This is a genomic window from Oceanisphaera pacifica, from assembly GCF_017498065.1.
Taxonomy (GTDB): Bacteria; Pseudomonadota; Gammaproteobacteria; order Enterobacterales; family Aeromonadaceae; genus Oceanimonas; species Oceanimonas pacifica.
The window spans coordinates 261983-277659 of sequence record NZ_JAGDFX010000002.1 but is presented as its reverse complement, the minus strand read 5'-3'; the positions used below and the strand labels follow the sequence as shown (position 1 = coordinate 277659).

Genomic DNA, 15677 nt, shown 5'->3' with positions numbered 1-15677 from the left:
TTATTCTCCCTGTCAACATTAGCGCTCTCGTAACGCGCCTTGCTTGGCTCTTAATAAAGGTTTAAGTAGGTAATCCAGCACCGTTTTTTTACCCGTGATTACATCGACTCCTGCTTGCATACCAGGAATAATCATAAGTGGCGCAGTTTCTAATCCTAAAAAGCTATCTTGTGTGCGTATTGTAGCGAGAAAAAAGGTATTACCTTCATCATCTTGTATTGAGTCTGCACTAATTTTTTCAACTTTGCCGGTTAAGCCGCCATAAATGGTAAAATCATAAGCAGTAAACTTGACCATGGCCTCTAACCCAGGTCTTAAAAAACCAATATCTTTGGGTTCAATACGCGCTTCTATCAATAAAGTATCTTCAAGTGGTACAATTTCGACTAAGTTCATCCCCGGCTGCACTATGCCGCCTACCGTATTAACATGCAGTGTTTTAATGGTTCCCTTAACAGGAGAAATAACCGAGGTGCGCCGTACCCTATCTTGTAATCCCACTTCGCCTTGCTGTAATAGCATTAGACGATTACGCTTTTCATTGAGCTTAAGTTGAGATTCAGAACGAAAAGTTAGCGCCACCTCTTTACGTTTAAATATGTTCTCTCGTAACGATGCATCTAACTTAGGTAGCATGAGTCGCGTAGATTCTAACTCCCCTTGCATTTGGTTAAGCTGACGCTCAAGCCGCAATATTTCCACCTGAGGAACTATGCCCTCTTTAGCTAATGGGCGGCTCATGTTCACTTCTCTGGCTGCCAGATTAACGCCTCGGCGCAAAGTGCGAATTTTGGCATTAGTTTCTATAATTTCTTGTTCTCGCTGTTCTATTTGATTACCTAAAATAGCGAGCTGATTCTTTACAAATCCTAAACGTTCGTTAAATAAAGAACGCTGAAAATCAGGTTGTCCGGGATACTTTTCACGAAAATCATCTTTAAAGGTTAACTCTATCTTTTTTATAGCCACTTGATCACGCCATGCTAAAGACGCATCATCTTGAATAACAATAGAATCTACTTCCGTTTTTAGCCGTATTACATCACCTTGTAACGCCGCAATTTCTTGCTCTCGCTCACGTAAATCAGACATAAATCGTGTGTCATCGATTAGCAATAAGGCTTGCCCCTTTTCAACCTGTTGCCCTTCTTTAACGTATAAGTTACGGACAATACCGCCTTCAAGATTAGACACCATTTGAATTTGACTTGAGGGGATCACTTTTCCCATGCCTGAAGTAACTTCTTCAAGCTCAGCAAAACGCGCCCACACCAAAGCAACAATCACAAACACCAGCATAGCCCATAACAAGGCTTTACCCGCTTTGGGGGTATTTAATAATACTGCGGCGGCGGTATCGTTAGTGTAATCCAGTAACTCTGGCGGCAATGAAGTTTTTTTAGCCATTGCTAGCCTCCTTGTTGCGCATGTGGCCAGATTGTAATTGCGCTAACACCTTATGCTTAGGCCCATCAGCCATAATGCGCCCCTGCTCAAGCACTATCACCCTATCTACCACTTCTAGCATAGAGGTTCTGTGAGTGACCAGTAACAAGGTTTGCTTAGACTTAAGCTTGAGTAATTCTTGACGAATATATAGCTCAGAGCGGTTATCCATATTGGATGTAGGCTCATCAAGCATCAACATAATAGGATCGTTGAGCAAAGCGCGGGCAATAGCAATCGCTTGGCGCTGCCCACCCGATAACTGGCGCCCTCCCTCTCCTACTTGTTTGTCTAAGCCATCGGGATCTTGGTTAGTGAATAAGGTAACCCCTGCGCGCTGTGCCGCACGTAATACTTGATTTTCATCAGCAAGCGGATTAGCAATAACTATATTATCGCGAATAGTGCCATAAAAGAGTGTTACATCTTGTGGCACGCACCCCACATTGTGTCGCAACGCTGCTGGCTGTAGTTGGCCTATATCAATACCATCAATACGCAAAGCACCGCCAGTAGGCTTATACAAACCGGCAACCAAGCGCTCTAAGGTAGTTTTTCCTGAACCAATACGACCAATAATAGCGACTTTCTCGCCGGCTTTAATATGCAGGTTAATATTGTTTAATACATCATGTTCGGTGCCCGGATAACGAAAACTCACATCATTAAATGTAATATCGCCTTTAAATTCGGGGTGATGTACAAAGCGACGACCAGCTACATTTTCATCTGGCGAGTCCATTATTTGCTCTAAGATAGTCATAGCTGAGCGCGCTTGATTATAACGCGTCGACAACATAGCAATTTGTATCATGGGGCCTACCGCCCTACCACTTAACATTACTGCGGCAATCAATCCCCCCATTGATAACTCACCTGCAGCAATTAAATATACCCCCAATACAATTAAGCTAACCGTAGTAAATTGTTGTACTACAGCGGCTAATGTAGACACCGAATTAGTGATACGCCGGGTTTTCATGCCCCAGTTAGCAATATGACTCACCGCCTGTTCCCAACGGTGCTGAAAGGTGCCCTGAGCACCAAATAGTTTGATTGTTTCTAGCCCTGAAATACCTTCTACTAAGTTGGCATTTTTTTGTGATGCAAGCCGTGATCCTTCTTCTATACTGCGTTTAAGTGAGCCTTGTACTAACAAGCTGACTGCCATCAGTAGTAAAATAGCGATAATAGGTACCCACACCATGTGACCGGCAAATATCCAGATAATAAATAAAAACAGTAAAGAGAAAGGAATATCGACTAATGCAGTAACGGTGGCAGAGGTTAAAAAATCTCTAACTGACTCAAATTCTTGTAAGTGTTTAGCGAAGGCTCCCGTAGAGGTAGGCCTAGCTTCCATTCGCATGCCCATTACTTTAGAAAATATTTGCGCAGATAATAGTACGTCTGATTTTTTACCTGCCACATCTATAAAATGGCTACGTAACATGCGCAATATAAAATCAAAGATAAAAACAATGCCCGCACCAATGGCTAATACCCATAAAGAATCAAAAGATAAATTAGGTACAATTTTGTCGTACACATTCATGGTAAATAAAGGAGTGACAATGGCAAATAAATTGATCAATAAAGAGCCAATCAACACATCCCGATAAATAAAGGTTGAACGACGTAGCGTTCCCCAAAACCAATGTCCGTCTTGAGAATCCAACGTTTTAGGAGACCGAGCATCATAACGAAACTTAGGTTTAGTAAAAATAACCTGGCCTGTGTAGCCATTAGATAGTGCCTCTATTGCTAACCACTGCTCTCCCTCACCTGAGCTTGGCAGCATCACTCGACAACGATCTTGGTCATGATCTATTTCTAATAAAACACCTGCGTCACCATTATTAAGTAATAGAATACAAGGCAATAGTAATTCAGAAATATCTGCTAGCGCATAAGCACTGTGGTGTGCAGCAAGCTCTGCTCGCTCTGCCGCTCGTGAAAATAACAAGGGAGTGAGCTTACCATCCACCAGCGGTAAGCCATTTATTAGCGCTTCACCTTGGTAAGGGTGACCATAGATTTTAGTTAAAAATACCAAGCTTTGTAGCAAGGGATCTTGTACCGAATGAGGATCCTGCATAGGTAGGCATACTCTTGTTAATATCACTTAGCACTAATAATAGAGTTTTATTATTGATAATGAAAATGAATTAAAAAATGGCACCTTTAACATGTTAAAGGTACCATTTATATGATTAAAAATTAACCGTTATTTAAGTTGTTGAGCAACTCCGTTGTGAGTACACTATTTAACAAATCAGCATCACTACTTCCGTCATAAGCAATACCATCCAAAGTAATATTTAACTCAGCATTAGAGTCAGTTGTTACTGTGATCACGGCTTCGCCATCAACTTCGTTGACGCTTAAGTGTTCATCAAGGTTATCTTTCTCATCATCAGTAAGAAAATCACTAAAGTCCAGCTTATCAACACCCAACTCAAATGATTCTATAACATCATTTTGAACCTGCCCCGATTGAGCTTCTTCTGCGGTCCAGTAAACAATATCAATAGCACCGTCGTTAAGACCTAAGTCGATGATGTCGTCACCTAGCCCGCCGGTTATATGGTCCTCGCCAGTACCACCACTTATGATGTCGTTACCAGCGCCCCCATAAATAATATCGTTACCAGCACCGCCATCGATGATGTCATTACCACCACCACCATAAATAATATCGTTACCAGCACCGCCAGTGATATTGTCATCACTATCTAAGTCAGTAGAACGATCAAACTCACTATGATTTTCCGTAATATATTGATGAATGTCTTGATTGGTGGTTTCACTTACAGGTTTTCCAAGCTGTCCTGCCACATAACTTTGCAAAGCACCTCGAGTAGAAATACCCGTATCCGCGCCGTCTAAAATAAAAGAGTCGCCAAACAGAATGTCGTTACCATCACCACCTGTAATTGAATCCTCTCCCATTGGTACATCAACCGTAGTACCTAAGATGGCATCAGCAAGATCACTCGGGTCAATACCAGTTTGTACTTGACCATCAGAATCGTAAGGCTCTAAATCGCTGTTAGATACGTTAGAACCTAAACCAATAGCCTCAACCGTAGATTGTTCTTTCAACAGCTCAAAAGCAGCTTTGGAGTGATATTCTACAGTATTAGTTGTATCCCGACCATTACCACCAGTAACTGACCACTCATTACCACCTTTACCATCAGCTCGAACGGTATAAGTGGTGGTACCACTCCACCAAGAGCCAACCGTTTTAGTTGTACCTATATTCTGAGTGTCAGCATCCACATTATTTAATACTTTTACTTCCTTGCTCTCATAGTAAGTTGGTTTACCATCGGTAATGAAATAAGTTAAATCCTTTGCATCGACATTACTGGTAGCTGTACCAGACTGGAACCAGTTGGCTGCGTCTTTAAATGCCGCTTCATAGTTAGTCCCACCACCATTGGTCATCGAATTTAAGAAGTTTGCTAATTTACTATCAAGGTCACCATCAGTTAAGTCAAAAGTAACAGTACTACGAACGCTACTGTCAAAATCAGAAATATAAATGTTGACTGTTCCACTGCCATCTTCCAGCGCGCTAGCTTTTAAACTCTCAATTACGGTATTGATCGAGCTCTTAGCATCTGCAACACCCTGATTTCCCATACTACCGGAGCTGTCTACTATAAAGGCAAGATTATAATTTTGTCCTGTTTCAGTAATAGGTGTAGTAGGAGTGTCGCCGATAATGATCGAGTGTGTGTTTTCTGTTGACCTCAAATCATCATCACCTTTGGTGCCTATTTGAATCTCATAATTTAAGTCAGTGATGCCAACATTCAAAGTGGTTTCAGCAACGTCACCATCACCATCTGTGACTTCAAATTTAAATGCATCTCCTTTACCACCGGTATAAGCATTCGCCGTGTAGGTGTACTCGCCCGCGCTGTCCACCACCAGCTGACCGTGAGTACCGGTAATGGTGACGGTGTCACCACTCGCCGGTAACGCAAAGTCAGTGCCATTGACGGTGATGCTGCCGGTCGCCGCCGCGCCGTCGGCACCAAAATCAATGGCCAACTGGCCAGTCGTAGAAAGATTACCTGATTCCACTTCTAACGCACCACTAACTTCAATGGTGGGGGAGTCATCTTCAATATTAATGACGACAGTAGATTGAGTAACATTACCACTCATGTCACTCACCTCTACACCAATAACAAGACTTAAAATATCTTCTTTAGTCATGTCAGGGTGGTCAACAGCGGCCTTTAGTACTACATCAACCTTACCTGCATCATTTACAGTGACGATTATTATTGCTTTAGAAACACCACCAATAGTCGTGCTACCAGTCAGCGTTTTACCATCAGTTGATAAATTCCATGCTACAGTATCCCCATTTGACTTGAGCGTAGTTACAGGTTCAACGAGTTTGATGGTAACTGTTTCTGATGGCGCAAGGTTTCCTGATGCAAAAGCATTATCAGTTGTGTCAGAAGGCTCCCCATCGTTATCAGGAATACCACCTGCTAACCCTTCTTCAGAAACTGATATTAGAGCCGCTTCAACAGTCGGCGCCACAGTGTCCACGCCATACGGACGCTCGTCATTGGCGGTCACGGTGTTGCCCGCCGCATCGCTGGCCGCCACCGTGGCTTCAATTTTTTGATCGGCGTCGGCCAGCAGTTCGCTGCCCGCCACGTCGACGTTCCAGCTCACGCCATCGGCGTTCACCACTGTGGTGTATTCGGTGCCATTCACGGTCACGGTCACCACGTCGCCGGCTTTGGCATCCCCGCCCACGCTGCCACTCAGGGTGACATCCGCTGCCGCTTCCGCCGCATTCACCACGTCATCACCGGCAATCACATTAATGCTGATGTTGGCTTCGATCTCGGTGTCTACGCCATACGGACGCTCGGCACTGGCGGTCACGGTGTTGCCCGCCGCATCGCTGGCGGTGACTGTGGCTTCAATTTTTTGATCGGCGTCGGCCAGCAGTTCGCTGCCCGCCACGTCGACGTTCCAGCTCACGCCATCGGCGTTCACCACTGTGGTGTATTCGGTGCCATTCACGGTCACGGTCACCACGTCGCCGGCTTTGGCATCCCCGCCCACGCTGCCACTCAGGGTGACATCCGCTGCCGCTTCCGCCGCATTCACCACGTCATCACCGGCAATCACATTAATGCTGATGTTGGCTTCGATCTCGGTGTCCACGCCATACGGACGCTCGTCATTGGCGGTCACGGTATTGCCCGCCGCATCGCTGGCCGCCACCGTGGCTTCAATTTTTTGATCGGCGTCGGCCAGCAGTTCGCTGCCCGCCACGTCGACGTTCCAGCTCACGCCATCGGCGTTCACCACTGTGGTGTATTCGGTGCCATTCACGGTCACGGTCACCACGTCGCCGGCTTTGGCATCCCCGCCCACGCTGCCACTCAGGGTGACATCCGCTGCCGCTTCCGCCGCATTCACCACGTCATCACCGGCAATCACATTAATGCTGATGTTGGCTTCAGGAGGAAGCGTATCAAAGAATTTCTCGTCACTTCCTTCATTACCTGGGTTACCGACCGTATCGGTATAGCTACCCTCAGGCACAGTCACCGTCACATCACCTTCAAGGCCATCATCTGGCTTAAGTTCAGCGATCCACTTGTTCGGGTCATTGGGATCTTGAGTTAAGGTGCCTTCAACAATGGTACCGTTTTCAACTACGATATCGGTTTCATCAAAACCGATAATTTCTTTATCAAACTCAAAGCTAACGGTGCCATCATCATTAATGGTAACAATGACCTCTGGTCCCTGCGTATCAATAATATCTGTAAGCGTATTATTAGGCCCGTCATCTAATACCGTAGAAGCCACGGCTGTATCAAACCCAGCTTCGGCAATGAGGCTGTCGCCACTGCGTGACACTACGACGAACCCACCATTACCACTGCCATCTGCGGCTGCCACGCCTGGGCCTGGTGCTGCTGGGCCTGCGGCCGCGGCTTCAAATGCTTGGGTAGGATCCATGCCGTCTAGAATGGCGGCTTGCAAATCACTCACTTCATCACTGTTGTTCGATAAAATGGTAGGCGCTTCGGCGGTCTCTAATAACTCTGCGGGTATTTCCGTTAAGCTATTTTCGCCTAACGCTAAATTAAAATCTGGCCCTGTCACCACAACCTCAGCCCCGGCTTCAGTCATGATAATAGTACCAGGAGAAAGTATATCACCTTGCTTCAACGCTACTTTTTCACCATTGGCTCGTAAAACGAATGCGTTACCAATTAAGGCTGTAACAGTTGCGGTTTCTTGTATTTGTTCCATTACTTTCTCCCGTTACTATTTTGTTATTGGTGGTAATTAATTCATTTAAGCATAGCAGAGACAATTGAACCCATCTATTAGCATAAATCGAATCAATGATGTCGCTCTACACAGCAACCCTCCTATTTTTTAGAAGCATTATATTATCTATAAGCAAAAAAATACCGGCTGGCAGCCGGTATTCAATAAGATAATGATAGTTAAGACTTAGTTACAACACATCGTTGGCGTTTAGCTCGCTAAATGCCTGCTCTAAACGAGCGATCATGCTGTTTTGGCCTTCGCGCAACCAAGCGCGGGGGTCGTAGTATTTTTTGTTCGGCTTGTCGTCACCCTCTGGGTTACCAATTTGGCCTTGCAGGTAATCTTGTTTGGTTTTGTAGTAATCCATCACCCCAGCCCAGGTTGCCCACTGGGTATCTGTGTCTATGTTCATTTTGATCACGCCATAACCAATGGACTCTTCAATTTCTGCCGCCGATGAGCCAGAGCCACCGTGAAATACAAAGTCTAATGATTTAGCAGGCAGACCAAATTTTTCGGATACGTACTTTTGCGAATTATCCAAAATTTTCGGAGTGAGTTTAACGTTACCTGGCTTATATACGCCGTGCACGTTGCCAAAAGAGGCGGCAATGGTAAACATGTCACTAATGGCAATCAGCTTTTCATAGGCATAAGCCACGTCTTCTGGCTGGGTATACAGCAATGAGCTGTCCATGCCGGTATTGTCTACGCCATCTTCTTCACCGCCGGTGCAACCCAGCTCGATTTCTAGCGTCATGCCAATTTTGCTCATGCGTGCTAGGTACTGGCCACAAATTTCGATGTTTTCTTCTAATGACTCTTCAGACAAATCAATCATGTGCGAGCTGAATAGCGGTTTACCGGTTTCGGCAAAATGTTTTTCGCCGGCATCTAACAAACCATCAATCCAAGGCAGTAGTTTTTTAGCAGCATGGTCGGTATGCAAGATAACCGGCACCCCGTAGGCGGCAGCCATGGCATGCACATGCTGTGCGCCAGAAATCGCGCCTAAAATGGCCGCTTGGTGACCTTCTAGCTTTAAGCCTTTGCCAGCAAAAAACGCTGCACCACCGTTAGAGAACTGGACTACGACTGGTGCTTTAACTTTGGCGGCCGCTTCAAGTACCGCGTTCACTGAATCACTGCCCACTACGTTAACGGCTGGCAGTGCAAAGGCGTTTTCTTTGGCGATAGCAAAGATTTTTTGCATATCGTGGCCACACACCACACCGGGTTTTACGACATCTAAAATTTTCTGAGACATTTTTTGCTCCTCGCTAAAACGTATTCGGCAGGCCTAGGCCCACCGAGATAAATCAAACAGGTTAACCTTTGGCTCTTTGCTCAAGCATGGCCACGGCAGGCAAGGTTTTACCTTCTACAAACTCTAAAAAGGCACCGCCACCGGTTGAAATATAAGAAATTTGCTCTTTAATGCCAAACAGATCAATGGCCGCTAGGGTATCACCGCCACCGGCAATAGAGAATGCTTCGCTCTCGGCAATGGCGTTGGCAATAATCTGGGTGCCATGACGAAAGTTCTCAAATTCAAATACACCCACGGGACCATTCCAGATAATGGTTTTGGCTTTTTTCAAGATGTCGGCTAGCTCATGGGCAGACGCATCGCCTAGGTCAAGAATTTGCTCATTATCTTGTACCTCGGCCACATTTTTCATGGTGGCGGGGGCAGTATCTGAAAATTCAGTGGCGGTGCGCACATCACTGGGTAATGGAATGGCACACTTGTCCATTAGGCGCTTGGCTTCGGGAATAAGATCAGCTTCGTGCAGTGATTTACCCACGTTATGGCCAGCGGCCGCCACAAAGGTATTAGAAATACCGCCCCCCACCACTAGCTGATCGGCTATAGTCGATAACGACTCTAATACGGTTAACTTGGTAGACACTTTAGAGCCCCCCACTACCGCTACTAAAGGACGAGCAGGGTTATCTAACGCCTTGGCTAACGCCGTGAGCTCAGCGGATAACAGTGGGCCTGCACAAGCGACAGGGGCAAATTTAGCCACGCCATGGGTGGAGGCTTGTGCACGATGTGCGGTACCAAACGCATCCATCACAAACACATCGCATAGCGCGGCATATTGGCGTGATAGCGCTTCGTCGTCTTTTTTCTCGCCCAGGTTAAAGCGCACATTTTCTAGCACGACTAACTCATTGTCAGCAAGCTCAACGCCCGCTAAATAATCTTTGGCTAAACGCACCGGTACTGTGAGTGCTTGTTGCAAGTAATCAACCACGGGCTGTAACGAAAACTCTGCGGCATATTCGCCTTCAGTTGGGCGACCTAAATGCGAGGTCACCATGACTTTAGCACCTTGCTCGAGTGCGGCTTTTATGGTGGGTAATGACGCTAAAATGCGAGCATCTGAACTCACCACACCATCTTTAATGGGCACATTCAAATCGGCACGAATCAATACGCGTTTCGCAGATAAATCCAGTTGGTTCATCGTCATAACAGACATTGGGGCGTCCTTTATATAGCAGTTAAATGTTTAAACGGATAAAGATGCATTAATCCAAGCAAGGCTGGTGTCGAGCATGCGGTTAGCAAAGCCCCACTCGTTATCGCACCACATCAGCATTTTAATCAGGTTAGCATCACTGACTCGCGTTTGGGTGCCATCTATAATGGAGGAGTGCGAGTCGTGGTTGAAATCAACCGACACTAACGGCGCTTCGGTATAATCTAAAATGCCTTTTAACGGGCCAAGTGCGGCTTCACGCAGTATCTGATTCACTGCCTCTACCGTGGCTTTTTGCTCTACCAAAATACTTAAGTCCATGGCGGTCACGTTAATAGTGGGCACACGCACTGAAATAGCTTCAAATTTACCGGCAAAATGCGGCAATATGCGCTCCACGCCTTTCGCCAACTTGGTATCTACTGGAATAATAGACTGACTGGCAGCTCGTGTGCGGCGTAAATCACTATGATAGGCATCAATCACTTGCTGATCGTTCATGGCTGAATGAATGGTGGTGATGTTACCACATTTGATATTAAAGGCTTGGTGTAGGGTTTCTATCACCGGCACTACGCAGTTGGTGGTGCACGAGGCATTAGAGACTATGGTCTCGTGCCCAGTTAATTGCTGGTGGTTAACGCCATAGACAATGGTGGCGTCTAAGTCGCTGTCACCGGGGTGAGAAAACAGCACTTTTTTGGCCCCAGCTTCAATATGTAGATTGGCATCATGGCGACTGGAATGTACACCGGTACATTCGAGTACTAGATCAACGTCGAGCTCTGCCCAAGGGAGCTTAGCCGGATCAGACTCGTGACATAAACGAATGATGTCGCCCTGAATATCAAACGAATTGGGAAGCAGGGTAACGTCATGACCAAAGCGGCCATGGCTCGAGTCGTAGCGAGTTAAGTGGGCCATGGCTTCGGGCTCTGCGAGCTCGTTAATGGCAACAATTTTCATCTGGCTGTGTAAATTACGCTCATAAAAAGCCCGTAGTACACTGCGCCCTATACGGCCATAGCCGTTAATGGCGATTCGGATCATTGATTGTTATTCCCTGAAGGCTTGAGGCTGCGCTTTTTTGTTCATCGCGCTTAATCTAAGCACAAGTCTAACGGGGATCGACAGCAAGGGGAATGGTTGGAACTATGATGATGGCTTAAAAAGAGAACTCAGCCACGTCTGTGGCTGAGTTTTTGTGCATTATTGACGTTAATCAGACAACAGTAAATAACACCGCACCCAGTTAGTACTCATGTGGAACCAGTATAGGGGCTTCGTCCGTGTCATCAACGTCTGGCTCAGGTAGTTCAAGATCCATCTGACATGCCTGTGCCTCAGCAATTTCTTCGGCTTCCATATCTAAAAAGACTTCTTCTAGCGGAATATCCACAAACTCTTCGTTACGCGGGTCAAGTGTGGCTAATACCCCAACAGTTTCCGCTGAGCTTGGAATGTATTGTGCTTGATCGGCCACTTCAACCATTTTCACATCTAAGCGCCAATACCAAGTGTAGGCTCCTAGCAGTAGAGCTATGCCCATATTACCATAATATAAACCTTGTGCTCCAAGCCAGCTCATCATGCTGGAGCTAAATAAGGGGCCTAAGGCGCTACCTAACCCATAGCTCAATAGCAAGGTGGTACTTGCCGCCACTATATACTGGGCATCCATACGGTCGTTGGTAATGGCCACGGCAACCGGATAAATTGAAGCCACCATGCCCATATAGAGCGCCGAAAAGCCTATCAAAAAGCCCAGGTGGTAAGTACCCGCAAAAACGACACCTGCCGCACTTAACATGACTAGTATATTTATCCAGATCATGATCTTACTACGGTCAAGCTGATCACAGAGTCGGCCTAATGGCCAGGCAAATAAAATAAAGGTAAATACAGATGCTGCCATAAAATAAGAAAGCTGCTCTACTTCTAGCCCTACTTGAATGGCGTATACCGGTGCCATGGCATAAAAACTGGTGATTAACATACCACTGCATAAGGCAGCCAATAAGCCCAGCGGCGCTTTATTAATAATCACCTTAACACTCACTCGCTCGCTATTTTCTATGGTGGGGGCATCCATGCGGCTTAAGGATAAAGGTATCAGTGCCACCGTAAGCACAATGGCACCTAAGGTAAAGGGCACAAAGGCGGAGGGGTCAGTAAAGCCGATTAACAGTTGACCCGCTGTTGCCGCTAAGTAAGTACAAATTTGATAAGAGAAAAATAAGGTGGCGCGGTTATCGTTATTGGCCACGGCACTAAACCAGCTTTCTATCACAATAAAACAGCCCGCCACCGCCACCCCACCCAAGGCGCGAAGTAGCGACCAAATAATAATGCTTTCGGTTAGGGGGTAGATCAGGGTTGAGCAGCCTAAAAACGCACTAAATACGGCAAAAGCACGAATGTGTCCCACTCGTTTAATAATTCTTTTGCCATACAAAGAGCCCACTACAAAGCCTATTGAGTAGCAGACCATAATAGCGCCAATTAAGGTTGGCTCCACCGCTTTTAAACCTAAGTTGACGCCAAGTAACGTCATCACAAAGGTGTTGCCTCCCATTAGGAGAAACACGCTAAAGATTAATGCTGAGAGTGAGATGACCAAACGTTTTATCATGCAAGGCCTTATTTATTGTGGGAGTCAAAAGATCGAGGCTGAAGCTCGACGTTAACAAAACCTAAAATATAAACCAATTTTTACCGCAGTATAACCAGAAAAACACGGGCTAAGTCCACAACCTAAAAGCGGTCCAATAAATGGGAACCTTGGCTCAACCGTATTTTCTGTAAGCTTTGTAACAGATAAGTCTTGAAGACAAAAAAAAAGTCCTCGGACTGGCCGAGGACTTTTATTGTGCAAGCGATTAATTCAGGTAATAAGAATTAAGCTTGTGCTTTTAGCTTACGGCGATAAGCGTGAAGCAAGGGTTCTGTGTAACCGCTAGGCTGAGTTGTGCCTTCAAACACTAAGTCACAAGCCGCTTTAAAGGCAATGCCATCAAAGTTAGGTGCCATATTGTTATACAGAGGATCACCGGTGTTTTGGCCATCAACAATAGCGGCCATGCGCTTCATTGATTCCATTACTTGATCTTCGGTCAAAATACCGTGACGCATCCAGTTAGCAATATGCTGTGCAGAGATACGCAAGGTTGCACGGTCTTCCATTAAGCCAACATCATTGATATCTGGCACTTTAGAACAACCCACACCTTGGTCAATCCAGCGCACCACATAACCTAAAATGCCTTGAGCGTTGTTATCTAGCTCATTTTTAATTTCTTCTGCCGTTAACGCATTTTTTGCTTCTTCGCTAAGCAATGGAATGGTTAACAGCGCATTTAGGCTTGCTGCTTCACGAGATTTCAGCTCGTCTTGGCGCGCTTTTACATTAACTTGGTGATAATGCGTTGCGTGCAAGGTAGCTGCAGTAGGTGAAGGTACCCAAGCGGTGTTAGCACCGGCTAGTGGGTGGGCAATTTTAGTTTCAAGCATATCAGACATATTATCTGGAATAGCCCACATGCCTTTACCAATTTGCGCTTTACCTTGCAGACCCGCCGCTAGGCCAACATCGACGTTGTTATTTTCGTAAGCGCCAATCCACTCTTGTTGCTTCATGTCGCCTTTACGTACCACAGGGCCGGCTTCCATACTGGTGTGAATTTCATCACCGGTACGGTCTAAGAAACCTGTGTTAATAAACACAGTACGCTCACGCGCTTCATAGATACAAGCTTTCAAGTTAGCACTGGTACGGCGCTCTTCGTCCATAATACCCACTTTAAGGGTATTTTTGGCCAAGCCCAATACTTGCTCGGTACGCTCAAATAGCTCACAAGCAAAGGCCACTTCTTCTGGGCCGTGCATTTTTGGCTTAACGATATATGCACTACCGGTACGGGAGTTTTTAAACTTACCGTTACCTTTTAGGTCGTGAACAGAGATTAAGCTCGTCACCATGGCATCAAGGATACCTTCTGGCACTTCGTTGCCATCCTTGTCTAGTACGGCTTCGTTAGTCATTAAATGACCCACGTTACGCACAAACAATAAGCTACGACCATGCAAGCTGAACGATTCGCCGTTCGGGCTTAAATATTGGCGATCTGGGTTTAGGCTGCGGATGATTTCTTTATCACCTTTCTGGACTTTCTCAGTTAAGGTGCCTTTCATCAGGCCTAACCAGTTGCGATATACAGCCACTTTATCTTCTGCATCAACCGCAGCAACAGAGTCTTCACAGTCCATAATAGTGGACAGCGCTGATTCTAATACCAAGTCTTTGATGCCGGCTTTATCGCTGGCGCCAACCTGATTATTACGGTCAAACTGTAGCTCGATATGGCTACCGTTGTTGCGTAGTAATACAGCTGAAGGATCAGCGGCTTCACCGTTATAACCGACAAATTTACTCGGTTCGGCAAGCGTGCTTGTTTCGCCATTTTCGAGTGTTACTTGTAATTGACCATCAACCACTTTGTAAGCAGTCGCATCTTTGTGCTGGCCATTAGCAAGCGGCGCCGCCTTTTCTAGTAGGTCACGGCCCCAAGCAACCACTTTAGCTGCGCGGGTAGGATTAAAGGCTTTGGTTTTTTCTGCACCGTCGGTATCTGAAATAACATCGCTGCCATAAAGTGCATCATATAAACTGCCCCAACGCGCATTAGCCGCATTAAGTGCGTAACGTGCGTTGTTAACCGGTACCACCAATTGAGAGCCAGCAAGGGTTGCCAACTCTGCATCAACATTAGTGGTGGTTATTGAGAAGTCTTCTACTGTCGGCAACAAGTAGCCGATGTCAGTAAGAAACTGCTTATAGGCTGCTGCGTCAAAGACTTGACCGGCGTGAGTCTGATGCCACTCGTCAATTTGGCGCTGCAGTTGTTCCCGTTTTTCCAGTAAGGCACGGTTTTTAGGAGCCAAATCATTAACGATTTGTTCCATGCCAGACCAAAATGCGGCTGGCTCAACACCAGTGCCGGGGATAATTTCGTTTACTACCAGATCATGAAGAACGGTAGCGACTTGTAATGTGCCGAGATGAGTACGTTCCGTCATATGTATTTCTTCTTCTATTCTAGTTGTCAGTAGTTATGTTTAAGACCGATCACTAACCCTAATCGTTGGTTGTATAGTTTACCCCTTGATGGGAGCTAGAGGCAAAAGTGAATTGCGCCAAGCCGCCGCTTAATCTGTAAAAATTGCGTTAAAAAACACAACAAACTTATAAAACACTAAACAATTCAAATAGATACAACAAATAAAAGTATAATAACAAATTAACCATTTACTCTGCTTTATAAGCAGATTGAGGCTAATAAATCAAAAAAACGCCACATTTTCACCTACAAAACGTAGGGTCTTAACATAAAATAAGACTATAGC

Annotated in this window: 8 protein-coding genes; all 8 read right to left on the bottom strand. The window is 45.7% G+C overall.

Annotation, left to right across the window (positions count from 1 at the left end; translation table 11 throughout):
* Positions 1 to 18: 18 nt before the first annotated feature.
* The 8 genes from J3U76_RS02645 to J3U76_RS02610 all read right to left on the bottom strand — a co-directional run bounded on the left by J3U76_RS02645 (position 19) and on the right by J3U76_RS02610 (position 15350).
* The gene (locus tag J3U76_RS02645; protein WP_208004119.1) at positions 19 to 1407 is read right to left on the bottom strand and encodes an HlyD family type I secretion periplasmic adaptor subunit; all 1389 of its coding nucleotides are present in this window, start codon (positions 1405 to 1407) and stop codon (positions 19 to 21) included.
* Positions 1400 to 3544 carry a type I secretion system permease/ATPase gene (locus J3U76_RS02640; RefSeq protein ID WP_208004118.1) on the bottom strand — a complete coding sequence of 715 codons (2145 nt, stop codon included), beginning with the start codon at positions 3542 to 3544 and terminating at the stop codon, positions 1400 to 1402. Before J3U76_RS02640 ends, J3U76_RS02645 begins: the two co-directional genes overlap by 8 nt.
* Before the next feature lie 122 nt (positions 3545 to 3666).
* Positions 3667 to 7758 (bottom strand): retention module-containing protein, encoded by a 4092-nt coding sequence (locus J3U76_RS02635; RefSeq protein ID WP_208004117.1) that lies wholly within the window; start codon positions 7756 to 7758, stop codon positions 3667 to 3669.
* A gap of 211 nt (positions 7759 to 7969) precedes the next feature.
* Positions 7970 to 9049: a class II fructose-bisphosphate aldolase gene (gene fbaA, locus J3U76_RS02630; RefSeq protein WP_208004116.1), complete on the bottom strand. Its 1080-nt coding sequence runs from the start codon at positions 9047 to 9049 to the stop codon at positions 7970 to 7972.
* Positions 9050 to 9110: 61 nt separating this feature from the next.
* Positions 9111 to 10274: a phosphoglycerate kinase gene (locus J3U76_RS02625; RefSeq protein ID WP_208004115.1), complete on the bottom strand. Its 1164-nt coding sequence runs from the start codon at positions 10272 to 10274 to the stop codon at positions 9111 to 9113.
* A 30-nt stretch (positions 10275 to 10304) separates the two neighbouring features.
* Complete coding sequence (gene epd, locus J3U76_RS02620) at positions 10305 to 11324, bottom strand: erythrose-4-phosphate dehydrogenase (RefSeq protein WP_208004114.1); 1020 nt, start codon at positions 11322 to 11324, stop codon at positions 10305 to 10307.
* 202 nt (positions 11325 to 11526) lie between these two features.
* Entirely contained in the window at positions 11527 to 12906 is a 1380-nt protein-coding gene (locus tag J3U76_RS02615) for an MFS transporter (RefSeq protein WP_208004113.1), read from the bottom strand.
* Positions 12907 to 13172: 266 nt separating this feature from the next.
* A complete protein-coding gene (locus J3U76_RS02610; RefSeq protein ID WP_208004112.1) occupies positions 13173 to 15350 on the bottom strand; it encodes a malate synthase G in 2178 nt (725 codons plus the stop codon).
* Between the last annotated feature and the right edge of the window lie 327 nt (positions 15351 to 15677).